The organism is Microbacterium meiriae (assembly GCF_040685015.1).
In the GTDB taxonomy this organism is placed as follows: Bacteria; Actinomycetota; Actinomycetes; order Actinomycetales; family Microbacteriaceae; genus Microbacterium; species Microbacterium meiriae.
This window is the reverse complement of record NZ_JBFBHD010000001.1, coordinates 1,549,185-1,565,604: the sequence shown is the minus strand read 5'-3', so window position 1 is coordinate 1,565,604 and position 16,420 is coordinate 1,549,185. Positions and strand designations below refer to the sequence as shown.

At 71.2% G+C, this 16,420-nt stretch carries 15 protein-coding genes; 1 reads left to right on the top strand and 14 read right to left on the bottom strand.

All coding sequences use genetic code 11. The features are described 5' to 3' along the window. Window positions 1–57: 57 nt before the first annotated feature. From AB0N68_RS07665 to AB0N68_RS07655, 3 genes are all read right to left on the bottom strand, one after another. Window positions 58–2,406 carry an ABC transporter ATP-binding protein gene (locus AB0N68_RS07665; protein WP_292797824.1) on the bottom strand — a complete coding sequence of 783 codons (2,349 nt, stop codon included), beginning with the start codon at window positions 2,404–2,406 and terminating at the stop codon, window positions 58–60. Then, window positions 2,403–4,130: an ABC transporter ATP-binding protein gene (locus AB0N68_RS07660; protein ID WP_292797827.1), complete on the bottom strand. Its 1,728-nt coding sequence runs from the start codon at window positions 4,128–4,130 to the stop codon at window positions 2,403–2,405. The genes AB0N68_RS07665 and AB0N68_RS07660 overlap by 4 nt, the downstream gene beginning before the upstream one ends. Window positions 4,131–4,342: 212 nt before the next feature. Continuing rightward, on the bottom strand, window positions 4,343–5,404 hold the full coding sequence (locus AB0N68_RS07655) for an enoyl-CoA hydratase/isomerase family protein (RefSeq protein WP_292797830.1): 1,062 nt from the start codon (window positions 5,402–5,404) through the stop codon (window positions 4,343–4,345). 110 nt (window positions 5,405–5,514) lie between these two features. On the opposite strand from AB0N68_RS07655, the gene AB0N68_RS07650 reads away from it, so the two are divergent. Then, window positions 5,515–7,482, top strand: a complete 1,968-nt coding sequence (locus AB0N68_RS07650) for an ATP-binding cassette domain-containing protein (protein WP_292797832.1) — start codon at window positions 5,515–5,517, stop codon at window positions 7,480–7,482. Between the two features lie 49 nt (window positions 7,483–7,531). On the opposite strand, the gene AB0N68_RS07645 is transcribed toward AB0N68_RS07650, so the two are convergent. From AB0N68_RS07645 to AB0N68_RS07595, 11 genes are all read right to left on the bottom strand, one after another. Continuing rightward, window positions 7,532–7,981 (bottom strand): hypothetical protein, encoded by a 450-nt coding sequence (locus tag AB0N68_RS07645; RefSeq protein WP_136052962.1) that lies wholly within the window; start codon window positions 7,979–7,981, stop codon window positions 7,532–7,534. Between the two features lie 317 nt (window positions 7,982–8,298). Next, on the bottom strand, window positions 8,299–9,621 hold the full coding sequence (gene hemL / locus AB0N68_RS07640; RefSeq protein WP_259954388.1) for a glutamate-1-semialdehyde 2,1-aminomutase: 1,323 nt from the start codon (window positions 9,619–9,621) through the stop codon (window positions 8,299–8,301). Between the two features lie 96 nt (window positions 9,622–9,717). Then, entirely contained in the window at window positions 9,718–10,695 is a 978-nt protein-coding gene (hemB, locus tag AB0N68_RS07635) for a porphobilinogen synthase (protein ID WP_363332440.1), read from the bottom strand. Then, window positions 10,692–11,489, bottom strand: a complete 798-nt coding sequence (locus tag AB0N68_RS07630) for a uroporphyrinogen-III synthase (protein WP_187662559.1) — start codon at window positions 11,487–11,489, stop codon at window positions 10,692–10,694. The genes hemB and AB0N68_RS07630 overlap by 4 nt, the downstream gene beginning before the upstream one ends. Beyond that, window positions 11,486–12,487 (bottom strand): hydroxymethylbilane synthase, encoded by a 1,002-nt coding sequence (hemC, locus tag AB0N68_RS07625; RefSeq protein ID WP_187662560.1) that lies wholly within the window; start codon window positions 12,485–12,487, stop codon window positions 11,486–11,488. The genes AB0N68_RS07630 and hemC overlap by 4 nt, the downstream gene beginning before the upstream one ends. Before the next feature lie 5 nt (window positions 12,488–12,492). Beyond that, a complete protein-coding gene (hemQ, locus tag AB0N68_RS07620) occupies window positions 12,493–13,173 on the bottom strand; it encodes a hydrogen peroxide-dependent heme synthase (protein ID WP_370429007.1) in 681 nt (226 codons plus the stop codon). 76 nt (window positions 13,174–13,249) lie between these two features. Beyond that, entirely contained in the window at window positions 13,250–13,522 is a 273-nt protein-coding gene (locus AB0N68_RS07615; protein WP_187662562.1) for a hypothetical protein, read from the bottom strand. Continuing rightward, a complete protein-coding gene (locus tag AB0N68_RS07610; RefSeq protein ID WP_259954392.1) occupies window positions 13,509–13,916 on the bottom strand; it encodes a phage holin family protein in 408 nt (135 codons plus the stop codon). The genes AB0N68_RS07615 and AB0N68_RS07610 overlap by 14 nt, the downstream gene beginning before the upstream one ends. 1 nt (window position 13,917) lies before the next feature. Further along, window positions 13,918–14,331 carry a hypothetical protein gene (locus AB0N68_RS07605; RefSeq protein ID WP_259954394.1) on the bottom strand — a complete coding sequence of 138 codons (414 nt, stop codon included), beginning with the start codon at window positions 14,329–14,331 and terminating at the stop codon, window positions 13,918–13,920. Between the two features lie 170 nt (window positions 14,332–14,501). After that, window positions 14,502–16,010 carry a protoporphyrinogen/coproporphyrinogen oxidase gene (locus tag AB0N68_RS07600; RefSeq protein WP_280567760.1) on the bottom strand — a complete coding sequence of 503 codons (1,509 nt, stop codon included), beginning with the start codon at window positions 16,008–16,010 and terminating at the stop codon, window positions 14,502–14,504. A gap of 92 nt (window positions 16,011–16,102) precedes the next feature. After that, a complete protein-coding gene (locus AB0N68_RS07595; RefSeq protein WP_060921528.1) occupies window positions 16,103–16,414 on the bottom strand; it encodes a metalloregulator ArsR/SmtB family transcription factor in 312 nt (103 codons plus the stop codon). Window positions 16,415–16,420: the final 6 nt, after the last annotated feature.

Genomic DNA, 16,420 nt, shown 5'->3' with positions numbered 1-16,420 from the left:
GTCCTGACGACGATGCCCCACTCCGGATCCGGAGTGGGGCATCGTGCGTGAAGCGGGTCAGGCGCGGGGCGTGGAGCCGTCCGCGCCGTCGTCGAGAAGCGCCTGCGCTGCTGCGGACTCGGCCGCCGGAACCTGGGCGCCGACGGCTGCTCCCGCCACGGCGTCCGCCGCCTGCTCCTCGGCACTGGCTTCCGCGTCCGCCTCGCCGGTCACGACCACCGGAGACGAGCCGGTGAGAGCCGCTTCCGCATCGAGGTCAGTCGCCGCCTGCTCGAACTGCGACTGGTACAGCCGCCAGTACGCGCCCTGCGCCGCGATGAGCTCGTCATGCGTGCCCTTCTCCACGATGTCGCCGTGCTCCATCACGAGGATGAGATCGGCGTCGCGGATGGTCGACAGACGGTGCGCGATGACGAACGAGGTCCGTCCGTGCCGGAGCGCCGCCATCGCGTTCTGCAGCAGCAGCTCGGTGCGGGTGTCGACCGCCGAGGTGGCCTCGTCCAGGATGAGGATCGACGGCTGCGCCACGAAGGCCCGCGCGATCGTGATGAGCTGGCGCTCACCGGCCGAGACGTTCGACGCGTCCTCGTCGAGCACGGTGTCGTACCCGTCCGGAAGCGCGTGCACGAAGCGGTCGACGTAGGTCGCCTTCGCCGCGGCAAGCACCTCCTCGTCCGTCGCGGTCGAACGGCCGTAGCGGATGTTCTCGCGGATGCTCCCGGCGAAGAGCCAGGGGTCCTGGAGCACCATGCCGGTGCGGGAGCGCAGTTCGTCCCGGGTGATGGTCGAGATGTCCTGACCGTCGAGCATGATCCGGCCGCCGCTGAGCTCGTAGAACCGCATGATGAGGTTCACGAGCGTCGTCTTACCCGCACCCGTGGGGCCGACGATCGCGACGGTCTGCCCCGGTTCCACCCGGAAGGACAGATCGGTGATGAGGGGACGCTCGGGCGAGTACGAGAAGGAGACGTTCTCGAACTCGATCACGCCCTCGCCCTCGCGGAGCGCGGGGGCGTCGGGGGCATCGGCCTCCTGCTCGTCGGAGTCGAGCAAGTCGAACACCCGCTCCGCCGACGCCGTGCCGGACTGCACGACCGCAGCCATGCCGCCCAGCTCGGACAGCGGCTGCGTGAACTGCTGCGAGTACTGGATGAACGCCTGCACGTCGCCGAGGCGCAGCTGCCCGCTCGCGACCATGAGGCCGCCGAGCACCGCGATGCCGACATAGGTGAGGCTGCCGACGAAGGTCATCGCGGGCATGATGATGCCCGAGAGGAACTGCGCCTTGAAGCTCGCCTGGAACAGCTCCTCGTTCTCGGCCTTGAACTTGTCCAGGGCGTCCTGCTCGCGGCCGAACACCTTGACCAGGGCATGCCCGGAGAAGGCCTCCTCGACCCGGGCGTTGAGCCGCCCGACCTTGCGCCACTGCGTGCCGAAGGCCTTCTGCGACCGCGGACCGATGACGCCGAAGATCACTCCCATGAGCGGAAGCGCCACGAGTGCCACGAGCGCGAGCTGCCACGAGATCGAGAACATCATCACGAGCACGCCGACCACCGTCAGCACGGCGGTCAGGGCACCAGACAGCGACTGCTGCATGGTCTGCGTGATGTTGTCGATGTCGTTCGTCACGCGGGAGATCAGCTCGCCGCGCTGCACCTTGTCGAAGTACGCCAGCGGCAACCGGTTGATCTTCGCCTCGACGGCCTCACGCAGGCGCCACATGGTGCGGACCATGATGACGTTGATGACGTACCCCTGCAGCCAGCTGAGGAACGCGGCCACGACGTAGATCGCGAGGACCGCCGCGATCACCCAGCGCAGGGCGTCGAAGTCGATGCCGTCGCCGACCCGGAAGTCGCCGAGCGCTCCCACCTGGTTCGCGAAGTCGGTCTGTCCGGCATCACGCAGCGCGTCGACCACCACGTCCTGCGGCGTCCCCGCCGGGAATCCGGGGAAGTCGCCGCTCGGCTGGCCGAGCTGGATGGAGATGAAGCCGCGGTAGACGATGTTCGTCGCCTCGGCGAGCACCTTCGGCGCGGCGACGGTCAGCACGACCCCGATCGCTCCGAGGATCGACACGAAGACGAACCAGACGGCAGAGGGCTTGAGCAGCCCGATCATCCGGGCGAAGCTCTTGCCGAAGTTGTCGGCCTTGCCCGGTGCGACGCTGTCCCAGTCGCCGGAGTGCTGCCGAGCCTGCTCGGCGAGCTCCGCCTCGTACTGCTCCTCGGCGGTGAGCTCCCGCTCGGCCGTGGGAGCCGGGGCCTTCCCTCGCCCGCGGCGCCGCGCCGCTGCCCCCTGGGTCCCTGAGCTTGTCGAAGGGCCCGCACCCTGGGTTCCTGAGCTTGTCGAAGGGCCCGCACCCTGGGTCCCTGAGCCTGTCGAAGGGTCCTGCTCGCTCATGCGTCCACCCCCAGCTGCGACTCGACGATCTCCCGGTAGGTCTCGCTGGTCTCCAGCAGCTCCTCGTGGGTGCCGACTCCGACCATCGTGCCGCCCTCGAGCACCACGATGCGGTCGGCGTCGGTGATCGTGGAGACGCGCTGCGCGACCACGATCTTCGTCACGTGCGGAAGCTCCCGCCACAATGCCTGCCGCAGACGGGCGTCCGTCGTGAGGTCGAGTGCGGAGAAGGAGTCGTCGAACACGAGTACCTGCGGCCGGTGCACGATGGCCCGCGCGATCGCGAGGCGCTGTCGCTGACCGCCGGACACGTTCGTTCCGCCCTGGGCGATGCGGGAGTCCAGGCCGTCCGGCATCTCCTCGACGAAGTCACGACCCTGAGCGATCTCGAGAGCGTGCCAGAGCTCCTCGTCCGTCGCGTCCTCGCGGCCGTAGCGCAGGTTGGAGGCCACGGTGCCGGTGAAGAGGAAGGGCCGCTGCGGCACGAGGCCGATGCTGTCCCACAGCGCTTCGACGTCGGCGTTCCGCACGTCCGTGCCACCGACGTGCACGGAGCCGCCGGAGACGTCGAACAGGCGCGGGATGAGCGAGACGAGCGTGGTCTTGCCCGACCCGGTGGAGCCCACGACGGCGACGGTCTCGCCCGGCTCCGCGGCGAAGCTGATGCCGGTGAGGACCGGGGCGTCGGCACCGGGGTAGGTGAACGACACGTCGTCGAAGGCGACGGCGCCCGGCGTCGGGAAGACGGTGACGCCGTCCGCCGGACGGGTCATCGTCGACTCGGTGTTCAGAACCTCGCCGATGCGCTCGGCCGAGACGGCGGCGCGCGGGATCATCATGGCCATGAAGCTCGCCATGATGACGCCGCCCATGATCTGACCGATGTACTGCATGAAGGCGAACAGGGTGCCCACCTGCACGGTGCCGTTGTTGACCTCGATGCCGCCGAACCAGATGACGGCGACGACCGTCACGTTGAGGATGAGCATGAAGAGCGGGAACAGCAGCACGAACAGCGAGCCGACCTTGCGGCCGACGACCATGATGTCGGTGTTCGCGCCGCGGAAGCGCTCTTCCTCGATGCGCTCGCGGACGAAGGCCCGCACCACGCGCACGCCGGTGAGCTGCTCGCGCATGATGCGGTTCACGTTGTCGAGCTTGCCCTGGTAGCTGCGGAACAGCGGGACCATGCGGCCGATGACGAGTGCCGCGAGGAGGAGCAGCACCGGGACGGAGACGGCGATCAGCCAGCTCAGCCCGGCGTTGGTCTGCACGGCGAAGATGATGCCGCCGATCGCGAGCAGCGGCGCGGTGACGAGCATCGTCGCGCCCATCATCGCCAGCATCTGCACCTGCTGCACGTCGTTCGTGTTGCGGGTGATGAGGGAACCGGCGCCGAACTGCGAGACCTCGCGCTCGGAGAAGCCGCTGACCTTGCCGAACACGTCGGCACGGATGTCACGACCCGCCCCCATCGCGGCGCGGGCGGCGAAGAAGGTCGCGATGACCGAGGCCACGATCTGGCCGAGCGACACGGCCAGCATGAACAGGCCGGTGCGCCAGATGTACGCGGTGTCGCCCTGGGCGACGCCCTTGTCGATGATGTCGGCGTTGAGGCGGGGCAGGTAGAGGGTCGCGGCCGCGCTGGCGAACTGGAAGACCAGCACGGCGACGAGGAGCCACTTGTAGCGAGACAGATATCGGAGGAGGAGTTTTCCCAGCACAGGCGGACTTTCTAGGAAGGAGGAGGCGGCGGGTCTCCCGGCAGACGGATGCCGACCGACGACCGGCCATAGGACAGGGTGCCACGAAGCGGCGACATTCGGATCCCCCTCCGGGAGGACCTTCGCTCACAGCGAACCACTCCCCCGTCTCGCCGCCCATTTCTGCACGCGGGCGATCAAGGACTTCCCGGTCGTGACCGGGGCCGTGATCGTCAGAACAGCGCGGGCTGCGGAACGTAGTCCCGCGCGGCCGCCCCGGCGTCGGGGCCGAGCTCGGCGAGCGTGGCGGGCTGCCACTTCGGGTTGCGGTCCTTGTCGACCACCTGGGCCCGGATGCCCTCCACCAGGTCGGGGTGCTCGTTCACGAACCACAGCACCCGGCGGTACTCGCCTTCGAGCGCGGCACGAAGCCCACTCATCCCCCGTGCCTCCCGCACGGCGTCGAGGGTCACGACGAGGCCGGTCGGGGCCAGTCCGTCGAGCAGGTCGGCGACGGCGGCCGCTTCATCGGAGCCGAGCGCACGCAGCCGCTCCAGGATCTCGGGCACGGTCGAGGCGGCGAAGACCTCGTCGATCCACTCCCGCGCGTCGGCGAGCGCGGACGGCTCCGGCGTCTCGTCGAAGAGCAGGACGATCTCGCTCGGGCTCGTCGGATCGGCGCGGTACGCCAGAGCCTCGCGCAGCGCATCGAGGCGGTCGGAGGGGACGAAGTGGTCGGCGAAGCCCGCGTACACGGCGTCGGCACCGTTCATCGTGGCCCCGGTGAGACCGAGGTATTCGCCGAGCCGTCCCGGCGCCCGCCCCAGCAGCCACGTGCCGCCGACGTCGGGCGTGAAGCCGATCCGGGTCTCCGGCATGGCGAGCTTCGAGCGCTCGGTGACCACGCGGATCGCGGCGTGCCCCGCGAGACCGATTCCGCCGCCCATGGTGATGCCGTCGGCGAGCGCGACCACGGGCTTCGGGTACTCCGCGATCATGGCGTTCATCGCGTACTCCCGGCGGAAGAACTCTGCGGACTGCTCCGGATGACCGGACGTGATCTGGCTGTGCAGGCGGCGCACGTCGCCGCCCGCGCACATGCCGCGCTCACCCTCACCGTCGATGAGGACGATCTGCACGTCGGAATCGTCGCGCCACGCGACGAGCGCCGTCGTGATGGCCGCGATCATGTCCTCGTCGAGCGCATTGATCGCCTCAGGGCGGTTGAGCGTGAGCCGCCCGAGCGCTCCTTCGGTGCGGATGAGGACACGGGGCGCGGCGGGGGTATCGGTCACGGGTGCCAGGCTACCCCGTCGCATGCGGCCGGATTCCGCACGAAATGCGGGTTCCGGGGCGGTTTTCCGGCAGGATAGGAGGAACTGTTCATCGCAACGAGAGGTCCCGGATGCCCGAAGGACAGGTGCTCGAGTTCACGAATGTGACGAAGCGCTTCAACGAGGTGACGGCCGTCTCGGACTTCTCCGCACGTGTCGAGCCCGGCGCGGTCACCGCTTTCCTCGGCCCCAACGGCGCGGGCAAGACGACGACCCTGCGCATCCTGCTCGGCCAGGTGCGCCCCACGTCTGGCACCGCCACGATCGGCGGCGTCGCGTACGCGGAGCTGCGCCAGCCGCTGCGCACCATCGGCGCGGTCCTGGAGGAGACGGCCTACCGGCCGCGCCGCACCGCGAGTCGTCAGCTCACCATCGCCGCGAAGGCCAACGGCATCCGCCTCGCCCGCGTCGACGAGGTGATCTCCCTGGTCGGCCTGGAGGACGAAGCGGACACGCGCATCGGCGGGTTCTCGCTCGGCATGCGCCAGCGCCTCAGCGTCGCCCACGCGCTCCTCGGCGACCCCGGAGCGCTCGTGTTCGACGAGCCGGCGAACGGTCTCGACCCCGAGGGCATCCGCTGGATGCGTCTGCTGATGCGTCGCCTCGCCGACGAAGGCCGCACGGTGCTGGTCTCGTCCCACGTGCTCAGCGAGATCGAGCAGGTCGCCGACCACGTCCTCGTGCTCTCCAAGGGGCGCCTCGTGCTGTCGAGCGGCATCGAGACCCTCGCCGATCCGGCCGGCGGCTCGGTGGTCGTCGACTCCGTCGATCGCCCGGGCCTCACGACCGCACTGGTCGCCGCCGGGTTCGACATCGAGGTGCTCCGCTCCGGCCTGACCGTGCGCGGCACCGACGCGAGCCGAGTGGGTGCCGTGGCTGCGGACGCCGGTATCGCTCTGAGCACGCTCGTGCAGCGCGGCCCGACGCTGGAGGACGTCTTCATCGACCTCATGCGCGGCGGCCGGTTCGACACCGCTCCGGCGGTCGAACCGTCGGAAGACGCTTCGACCGGGACCGAGACGGTCACGACAGGCGATGCGGCCGCCGGTGCCGCCGCCTCCGCTCTCGCGGCCGGCGGTGCCGCGGCTCTCGCCGATGACCTCAGCACGGAGATCCCCGGCGATGCCGCGGCCACCGGGTCCGGCGACGATGACGAGACGGCGGGAGCCGAGGGCCCGGTCGACGACGAGACCACCCAGCTCGTGACCGTGGTCGAGACCGCTGCGGGCGACGAGACCGTCCAGGTCATCCCCGTGGTCGAGGAGACCGCGGCGCTGACGTTGAGCGATGCCGAGGAGGAGACGGATGCGGAGCCCGACACCGCGTCCGACGCGGAGTCCGACTCCTCGCGTTCGTTCGACGACATCCTCTTCGGCGCTCCCGCGCCGGTGCCCGCGACCGAGTCCCCGCGACGCTCTTTCGCCGCCCTGTTCGCGGCATCCTCCGCCGAGATGGCGGACGAAGACACGGCGGAGGCGCGCACATCGCCCGAGCAGTCGGCGGGACAGGACGCTCCCGCCCCAGGGGAGTCGGACGAGACGACACCCGCCGCGTCCGTCCCCGCAGATGGAGCCGAGATCGAGGGCCCCGAGACTCCGTCTGACATCGACGCCGCCGACGACACGACCGGCACCGAGGACGCGGAGTCCGCGGCCGACGAACCGGAGCCCGCGGGCGTGGAGTTCTTCTCCGAGCTCGACGCCGCGTCCGCCGCGAACGACGAGACCGCGACCGCCGACACGACGCAGCCGGCAGAGGCATCCGATCCCGCGACCGACGACGAGGACCCGCGATCCGCGGCCGTGAGCTCCATGCTCGCCGCCGCCGCCCGCGCCTACTACGAGGACGAGCCCAGGGACTACCCGCTCGCGTCCGCGGAGGGCGACGCCCCCGCCGAGACCGCATCGTCCGAGGAGCAGCCATCCGCGGACGACGAGTCCTCGGAGGAGCCCGGTGCGCACGCTCCAGGTCAGGAGCAGGCACCCGACGCGCAGACGGACGAGGACCACGGCGCGCGCTCCGACGAGAACCACGGCTGAACCGCACACACGAACGCCCTCCCGATCGGGAGGGCGTTCGTGTGTGAGGTCAGGCCGGACGGGGCCGGATGACGGGCCGGCGACTGCCCTTCGAGACGGGAGTCGGGGCCGTGGCGACGATCTCCTCGACCGTCGCGGGCTCCTCCGACACGGGGAGACGGAGAGCCTGCGTGAGCGCGAGGCCGTGCCGGGTGGTGAGGATCAGCCGGTTGTACTGCGGGTCGCCCTCGAGGTCGACGACCACGCTGGGGCGACGGCGACGGATCAGCACGAAGTCGAGGCTGCCCGCGGCCTTCCAGCTCCCCGCCGCCAGCACGCCCGGGATGTGGGTGCCCGGGTTCGGGACGCCGCGGAGCCAGGTCCAGGCGTCATCGGTCAGCTGGACCTTGGTGATCGTGTCGCGCACGATGCGGACGTTCTCACGGTGGAAGGTGGCGGCACGTTCGATGGGCGAGAGCACGACCTCGAGTTGCGTCTGATCCAGCAACAACGTCACCATGCCCCCAGTCTGCCAGCGCCGCCCTCCCGGTTGGCTGGAAGTTGCTCACAGGAACGCAACGATCCCTTGTCGGAATCACCCACACGCCCACCCGCACGCCCACCCGCAGCAACCACCTCCCGCGAGGACAGGCGCCCACGCCGGAACAGGCCGCTACCGGGAGCGCAAGCCTGACTCCGCGCGAGCGCCTGATCTCGCCGACCTCGCGACCGCCGCTCCCTGGGCAGGCATCCGCGCGACCTCAGGCAGCAGGGTCCAGGGGCCCCTGTTCCCGCGCGGGCGCCTGTCCTCGCGCGAAAGAGGAGCGGCGGCGGAAGTCAGGGACGCGCGGTGAGGGCGGCCCGGGCGGCGTGCGGCAGGGCCTCCTCGATGCGCTGGAGCTCGTCCTCGCCGTGCGCGGCGGTGAGGAACCAGGCCTCGAAGACGCTCGGCGGCAGCGCGACCCCGTGCTCGCGCATCGCGTGGAAGAACGCGGCGTACCGGAAAGACTCCTGCGCCTGCGCCTCGGCGTAGTCGCGCGGAGCGGAGGCCCGGAAAGACGCGCTGAAGAGGTTGCCGGCGGACGCCAGAGCGTGGGTGACCCCGGCCTCGCCGAGCGCGCGGTCCAGCGCCGACGACACCCGAGCGGCTGCGGCGTCGACGGTCGCGTAGACCTCGGGCGTCGCGAGTCGCAGCGTGGCCAGGCCCGCGGCCACCGACAGCGGGTTCCCGGAGAGCGTGCCCGCCTGGTAGACCGGGCCGAGCGGCGCCAGAAGGTCCATGACCTCGGCACGACCGCCGAGGGCCGCCAGCGGCATACCGCCGCCGACGACCTTCCCGAAGGTGAGGATGTCGGGCAGGTAGTCCTCCCCCGCCTCCGCCTGGAGTCCCCAGAAGCCCGCCGGGTGCACCCGGAATCCGGTGAGGACCTCGTCGAGGATCATGAGGGCGCCGTGCGCGTGGGCGGTCTCCGCGATGAGGCGGTTGAAGCCCGGCAGCGGAGGGACGACGCCCATGTTCGCCGCCGAGGCCTCGACGATGACGGCCGCGATCCGCGGGCCGTGCTCGGCGAAGACGGCGGCGAGCGCCTCCGGGTCGTTGTAGCGGATCACGAGCGTCTGCGCAGCGATCGGCGCGGGCACGCCTGCCGAGCCGGGCAGCGCGAGGGTGGCGACCCCGGAGCCGGCCTCGGCGAGCAGGCCGTCGGAGTGGCCGTGATAATGGCCGGCGAACTTCACGAGCAGATCGCGGCCGGTCGCGCCGCGAGCGAGGCGGATGGCGGTCATGGTGGCCTCGGTGCCGGTCGAGACCAACCGGACACGCTCGACGGGACGGATCTCGCCGAAGCGGACGCGGTCTGCGATGAGCGCGGCGAGCTCGACCTCCCCCTCGGTGGGAGCGCCGAACGAGAGCCCGCGGGTGGCGGCTTCCTGCACCGCGGCGACGACCTCGGGCTGTGCGTGGCCGAGCAGCGCGGGGCCCCACGACGCGACGAGGTCGACGTACTCGTTGCCCGCGGCATCGGTCACGGTCGCTCCCCGCGCCGAGGCGAGGAACCGCGGCGTCCCGCCGACCGACCCGTAGGCGCGCACCGGAGAGTTCACCCCGCCGGGGATCACCGCACGGGCGGCAGAGAAAAGGTCGTCATTGCGGTCGGTCATCGAGGCTCCTCCGTGATGCACGGAGCTCTCCCGGCATCCCTTCCAGGCTAACCCGCCGCCTGCCCTTCGAAGGCCGTCTGCGGACAGGAGGGAGGCTCAGCCGCGCAGCCAGCGGGCGGCTTCCGTGGCCCAGTAGGTCAGCACCGCGTCGGCACCCGCGCGACGGATCGAGAGCAGCGACTCGAGCACCGCGGCACGACGATCGATCCACCCGTTCGCCGCGGCGGCCTCGATCATCGCGTACTCGCCCGACACCTGGTACGCCCAGACCGGGACGGTCACGGCGTCGCGCACCTCGCGGAGCACGTCCAGGAAGGCCATCGCCGGCTTCACCATGACGATGTCCGCGCCCTCGTCCTCGTCTACCAGGGCCTCCCGCACGCCCTCGCGGCGGTTGCCGGGGTCGAGCTGGTACGTACGGCGGTCGCCCTGGAGCTGCGAGTCGACGGCTTCGCGGAACGGGCCGTAGAACGCGCTCGCGTACTTCGCGGCATACGCCAGGATCAGCGTGTCCGTGAACCCCTCGGCGTCGAGCGCCTGACGGATCACGGCGACCTGGCCGTCCATCATCCCGGACAGCCCGAGCAGCTGGGACCCTGCGCGCGCCTGGGCCAGGGCCATCGAGGCGTACCGCTCCAGGGTCGCGTCGTTGTCCACGGAGCCGTCGGCGGCGAGGACGCCGCAGTGACCGTGGTCGGTGAACTCGTCGAGACAGAGGTCGGTCTGCACGACGAGGGCGTCGCCGACCTCGGCCGCCAGCGCTTCGGTGGCGACGTTCAGGATGCCCTGCGGGTCGTCCGCGCCGGAGCCCCGGGCGTCGCGCACCGCGGGAACGCCGAACAGCATGACGCCGCCGACCCCGGCCTCCGCGGCCTCCACGGCCGCAGCGCGCAGCGAGTCGATCGAGTGCTGGGCGACACCGGGCATCGACCCGATGGCGACCGGTTCGCTCCGGCCCTCGCGGACGAAGAGCGGGAGCACGAGCTGCCGGGGCTCGAGAGAGGTCTCGCGCACGAGGTCGCGGACGGCGCGCGACTGGCGAAGTCGGCGCAGGCGGATGTCGGGGAAGCTCACGGCGCGAACTCGTCTGCCGCGTGCGGAAGGGTGAACTGCGAGACGGCTTCGATCAGCGCATCGATGGTCTGCCGGTCGGCGACCACCGAGACGGGGAGACCGGCACGCTCGGCGTCCTTCGCCGTGCGGGGACCGATCGCCGCGAGCAGCGTCTCGTCCGGGATCTCGGGGAACTGTTCCCGCACCTGCTCGGCCACCGAACCGCTGGTGATGAGGATCGCGTTGATCCGGCCGTTCTCGACATCGCGGCGGATGCGCTCCGTCACCGGGACGCCGACCGTGCGATAGGCGACGACGCCGTGCACGTCGTGCCCCGCGTCGGAAAGGAGGAGGCTGAGGACGGGCTTGGCGATCTCGCTGCGCAGCGCCAGGATGCGGCGCGGCTCGTGCTCCAGGGCGATGAGCTGCTGCGCCATGCCCTGCGCGGAGTTGTCCTGTTCCGGCACCAGGGCGACCTCGTAGCCCACGGCCTGCAGCGCCGTGGCCGTCGTCTCGCCGACGGCCGCGATCTTCGTGGTCTTCGGCACGACGGCGCGGTGGGCGAACAGCACGTCCACCGTGGTCGCGCTCGTGACGGTCAGCCAATCGAACTCACCGGCCGCGAGCTGCTCCAGCGCCCGGTCGAGCGTCGCCTGGTCCGTCGTGGGCGCGAAGTTGATGAGCGGGGCGACGACGGGAACGGCCCCGAGGTTCCGGAGACTCGCGGCGACGCTGTCGCCCCAGGGTCCGCCACGGGGCACGAGGATGCGCCAGCCGTCCAGCGGTCGGTCCTGCTTGCTTTCAGAAGTGGTCATGACAATTCGGATTGCTCTTGAGGGACGAGGTCGGCCGCCCCTTGATCGAGCAGCCGACGGGCAACAGCGAGCCCGAACTCACGCGCTGCGTGCATCGGGTCTGCACCATCGGCAGCATCCGCACCATTGCCACTGCCGTTCCGATGAATATACTCCCCGTTCAGGGCTTCCGTGACGTCCAGACCGATCCGGCGACCCCCGTCCGGGGCGTAGACCACTGTCCTGACGCGGATCTCTGCCCCCTGGACGACGGCGTGCGCCGCCATGGGGGCTTGACAACCGGCGTCCAGGCCCTCCAGGATGGCCCGCTCGACCGTGATCGCGAGCCGCGTCTCGCGGTGGTCCAGCGCCGACAGCGCCGCGCGCAGCTCCTCCGGGGCATCCGCCCGCGTCTCGACTGCCAGCGACCCCTGGCCCGGCGCCGTCGGCCATTCCGCGAGACCGAGCTCCTCGCGATGCAGGGGCGAATCGGTGCCCAGCCGCGAGAGCCCGGCGGCGGCGAGGATCACGGCGTCCAACTCGCCGGACGCGACGCGGGAGAGCCGGGAGTCGACGTTGCCGCGGATGTCCACGACGTGAGCGCGGGGCGCACGACGGTGGACCTGCGCGATGCGGCGGGGCGACCCGGTGCCCACCGCGCTCCCGGCCGGCAGCTCATGCAGCGGGATGCCGTGTCGGGTGAGCACCACGTCGCGGGCATCCTCCCGTCGGGGCGTCGCGGCGATGACGAGCGACTCCGGCACCGCGGTCGGGAGATCCTTGAGGGAGTGCACGAGGAAGTCGCACTCGCCGGCGAGGAGGGCCTCACGGAGACGGGTGGCGAAGATGCCGAGGCCGCCGATCTCCGACAACGAGGCGCGATTGGTGTCGCCCTCGCTGGTGATCGGGACGAGCTCGACGCGCCGGCCGGTGACCTTCTCGAGCGCTGCGGCGACGTGGCCCGACTGCGCCTGCGCGAGCGCGCTGCGACGGGTGCCGAGACGGATGGGGGTGCTCATGGCGCTTACTGCAGCACGTCCGCGATCTCGTCGAAGCGCAGGCGGCGCCCCGTGTAGAAGGGCACCTCCTCCTTCACGAACATGCGGGCGTCGGTGTAGCGGAGGTCGCGCATCATGTCGACGAGATCCGTGAGTTCATCCGCCTCCATCGGGAGCAGCCACTCGTAGTCGCCCAGCGCGAAGGCTGCGACGGTGTTCGCGATGACACCGGTGAACGCGGCGCCCTTGCGACCGTGGTCGGCGAGCATCGTGCGGCGCTCCCCCTCCGGCGCGAGGTACCACTCCGGGGTGCGGACGAACGGGTAGAGGACGAGCCAGTCCTTGGGCTCGATGCCACGGAGGAACCCGGGGACGTGCGCGCGGTTGAACTCGGCGTCGCGGTGGACACCCATGGCGTTCCACACCGGCAGGAGCGAACGCAGCATCTCGGTGCGGCGCAGGCGACGGAGCGCCCGCTGCAGCTCCTCGGCCGTGGCACCGTGCAGCCACACCATGAGGTCGGCGTCGGCCTTGAGCCCGGAGACGTCGTAGAAGCCGCGGACGGTGACGCCCGAGTCCTCGATGTGCGAGACGATCGACTCGACCTCGGTCGCGTCGTTCTCGGTGACGGGAGCATCGGGATTGCGTCGCCAGACGGCCCAGAGGGTGTAACCGGACGGGTTCTCTTCACGCAGGTCGGACATGATCCCAGTCTGCCCCCTTTGCGGAGGAGCCGCTAATCAGGGGAATACTGCCCCCACGCGAGGGCGGTACGGGGGTCGATCAGCGGGCGATGGCGCGGGCGATGGCCCACACCGCCCCGCCGACGACGGCGGCGATGCCCACGGTCGCGGCGATCGCTGCGGCGGGGTTGCGGTCGGCGAACGCGCGCGCCTTCACGGCCGCCCGCGCCGACGCCTTCTCCACGCGCCGGGGGATGTTCCCCTTGACCTCGATGGCGGCCAGGGCCGCCTTCAACTCCGCCCGCGCCGAGGCGACGGGATCGACGATTCCCGCGGGGACCGCGGTGCGCGGCAGAGACTCAGGGGTGCTCATCGCCGGCCTCCTTCACGATTCGGATGTCCTCGGCCACGGCCTGTGCCGGGTTCTGGCGACGGAGCACCTTGCGGAACTTCAGGATGCCGAGCAGCGCGAACAGCAGCACGGCGACGATGAGGATGCCGAACACCGCCAGCGCGGACAGCCATACCGGCCACCACGACGACAGCCCCGCGATCGCGAACACGAGGATCACGGGCACGGCCCAGAACAGGAAGAACAGCGCGACGAGGAACCAGACGGAGCCGACGCCCGCATCCTTCGCCGTGCGCGACACCCACGCCTTGGCCGCGTCGATCTCGGCCTTGACGAGGGTGGTGACGAGCTCCGGCAGGTCGCCGAGCAGCGTCAGCAGACTGTCGTCGGCGCGATCCCGATATCCGCGGGGCATGTCAGTCGTCGGACTTCCGCGGGGTGGGCTTGCTCGCGGCGGGCTTCGACGCCGCGGGCTTCTGGGCCTCGGCCGCGCGCTCCTTGACCTCGTCGACCGCGTCCTCCGCGGCGTCCGAGATCTCTTCCGCGGCGTCCTTGCCGGAGGCGATGACCGCGTCGAGCTTCTGGCCGGGCGTGCCGTCGCCCTTGACCGACTTGACGATCTTGACGGCGCCGGTCCAGACCGCGCCGGGAACCGCGGCGGCCTTGTCGCCGACGAAGCCCTTGACCTTGTCGACGCGCTCCTGCACCGGGTCCGTGTTCCAGACCTTCAGCCACTGCGTCTTGATCTGCTCGTAACGCTCGCGTCCTGCGCGGGTGCCGAGCACATAGCCGACGCCGAGTCCGACGACGAGTCCGATCTTCCCCTTCATGGGGTCTCCTCACGTTGTTCCGGCTGTGGTCCGTCCCGGGGGACGCCCGATCGCCCGCGTCTCCGCCGCGATCAGGTACCCAGCGTAACGCCGTATGCCGATTTCGGCATCAATCGATGAGAGGGTTGACACGGAGCCCCGGAGCGCACTCGCGTACGCCCCGCGCGCACTCAGTCCCAGAGGAGGGCGCGACGCAGGCGCTCGGCTTCCTCCGCGGCGTCCGGCACGACCTGCGCGAGCCCGGTGCCGGCCAGCCAGGCCCCCACCGCGGCCAGACCTGGAACCGCCTGCACGGCCTGACGCGCCGCCGCGCGGCGCTCTCCCGACCCGATGATCGACGCCGGCTGCGCCTGCACGAAGCGCCCCCGGTGGCCTGCCACGACCTGGTCGGCCGTCAGGGGAACCCCCAGGAGGGCCGAGGCCTCCCGGCGGGCGAGGTCGACCGCGGCCTCGTCGTCCAGCGCCGCCGTCGCCGCCGGCTCCCCCTGGGCACCGAACGAGACGCGGACGACCTCCCGGTCGCCGGCGGCCTCACGCACCCAGGACCACTTCGCCGTGGAATGCGTGAGCGCCTTCGCCGTGTGGCTGTGCGGCACCGTGAGCACGCCGGTGCCCCGGGGCGGGGTGCGCAACGCGGGCGCGTCGAGCAGCAGACTGATGATCTCGATCTCGGGGGCCGGTGCCGCGTCGGCGGCCGCGAGGGCGGGCACGGCGCCCGCGAGCAGCTCCCGCGCCCCGTGCTCGGAGGTCGCGACGATCACGGCGTCGGCGACGAGTTCCGCCTCCTGCGTCGTCTCCTCGCCCTCGATCGGCTCCTCCGCGGCGGGCTCCTCGACCACGACGCGCCAGGTGGTGCCGTCGGTGGTGAGGCGACGAGCTCGGACGCGGGTGCGCACGGTCGCACCGAGTTCGTCGAGGTCGGCCGCGAGGGCGTCGACGAGTACGCTCATCCCGCCGACGAGCCCCTCGACGGCGGCACCGGGAGTCTTCGCGCCGCGCGACGCCGCCTCACCGCGGAGGGCCAGCACCGCCCCGGAGAGGGATCCGACGCGGGTCAGGGCGGCGTTGAGTCCGGGGGCGGCGACGTCGATGTCCACGTCGTCCGGGGAGGCGGAGTAGACACCCGTGGTGACGGGGGCGACGAGGCGGTCGCGCACCTTCTCCCCCATGCGCGAGGCGACGAGGCGGCCGAGGCTCAGCTGGTGGCCGATGGTGAGCGGCGGGCGCACCCGGTCGAGATAGGCCCGCCAGGCGCCCGACCAGCCGATGATGCGGCGGACGTCGTCCTGGAAGGGGTTGCCGGGGATGCCGAGGATGCCGCCGGCCGGAAGCGGAGCCGCGCCGCCGCCGGGGAGTCCGGCGAGCCACGCGCCTCCCGCCTGCGGCGTCACGACGCGGTCGGAGAGACCGAGATCGTTCACGAGAGCCCGGACGTGCCCGCCCTTCGTCGCGTAGCTCTCCGCGCCCGCGTCGACGACGACACCGTCCAGCGCGACTCTGCGGATCACGCCACCCAGCGACTCGGACCCTTCGAGCAGCGTGACCTGCATGCCGACCTTCGCGCACTCCCGCGCGGCCACGAGTCCGCCGACGCCGCCGCCCACCACGACGACGTGCTTCCGTGCGGCACGGGCGGCCAGGTCGGCCGGTTCAGCGGGTGCGGGGTGCTCGGGGCTCATGCCTCCATCCTTTCACCGCCCCTGTGCTTCGAATCGCCCGATTGACCGGATAATCGCCGCGGATGCCGCCAGGTGCGCGATTCGAACGGAGGTCAGGCCCGACCGCGCTTGCGCACCTCGCGGAGGACGATCTGCTCGGGACAGACCGTGGAGAGGAAGTCGCCGACGGAGAGGGCGAGGCGTTCACCGACGAGCGAGTAGAAGATGCGGTTGGCATCGCGACGTTCGGAGACGAGGCCTGCCTGCCGCAGCACGCTCAGGTGCCGGGAGATGGTCGGGCCGCTCGCGGAGAAGCGGGACGCGATCTCCCCGGCCGCGAGCTCCCCCTCCTTGAGGTCCTGCAGGATCTGCCTCCGGGTGGGATGGGCGAGCGCCGCGAAGATGTCGGATGCGCTGTCGGCCATGCTTGC

Bases quoted from the DNA above. Each gene is read 5' to 3' on its own strand.
- AB0N68_RS07665 (WP_292797824.1), bottom strand. From the start codon at position 2,406: ATGAGCGAGCAGGACCCTTCGACAGGCTCAGGGACCCAGGGTGCGGGC.
- AB0N68_RS07650 (WP_292797832.1), top strand. From the start codon at position 5,515: ATGCCCGAAGGACAGGTGCTCGAGTTCACGAATGTGACGAAGCGCTTC.
- AB0N68_RS07645 (WP_136052962.1), bottom strand. From the start codon at position 7,981: ATGGTGACGTTGTTGCTGGATCAGACGCAACTCGAGGTCGTGCTCTCG.
- hemL (WP_259954388.1), bottom strand. From the start codon at position 9,621: ATGACCGACCGCAATGACGACCTTTTCTCTGCCGCCCGTGCGGTGATC.
- AB0N68_RS07630 (WP_187662559.1), bottom strand. From the start codon at position 11,489: ATGACCACTTCTGAAAGCAAGCAGGACCGACCGCTGGACGGCTGGCGC.
- hemC (WP_187662560.1), bottom strand. From the start codon at position 12,487: ATGAGCACCCCCATCCGTCTCGGCACCCGTCGCAGCGCGCTCGCGCAG.
- AB0N68_RS07615 (WP_187662562.1), bottom strand. From the start codon at position 13,522: ATGAGCACCCCTGAGTCTCTGCCGCGCACCGCGGTCCCCGCGGGAATC.
- AB0N68_RS07610 (WP_259954392.1), bottom strand. From the start codon at position 13,916: ATGCCCCGCGGATATCGGGATCGCGCCGACGACAGTCTGCTGACGCTG.
- AB0N68_RS07605 (WP_259954394.1), bottom strand. From the start codon at position 14,331: ATGAAGGGGAAGATCGGACTCGTCGTCGGACTCGGCGTCGGCTATGTG.
- AB0N68_RS07600 (WP_280567760.1), bottom strand. From the start codon at position 16,010: ATGAGCCCCGAGCACCCCGCACCCGCTGAACCGGCCGACCTGGCCGCC.
- AB0N68_RS07595 (WP_060921528.1), bottom strand. From the start codon at position 16,414: ATGGCCGACAGCGCATCCGACATCTTCGCGGCGCTCGCCCATCCCACC.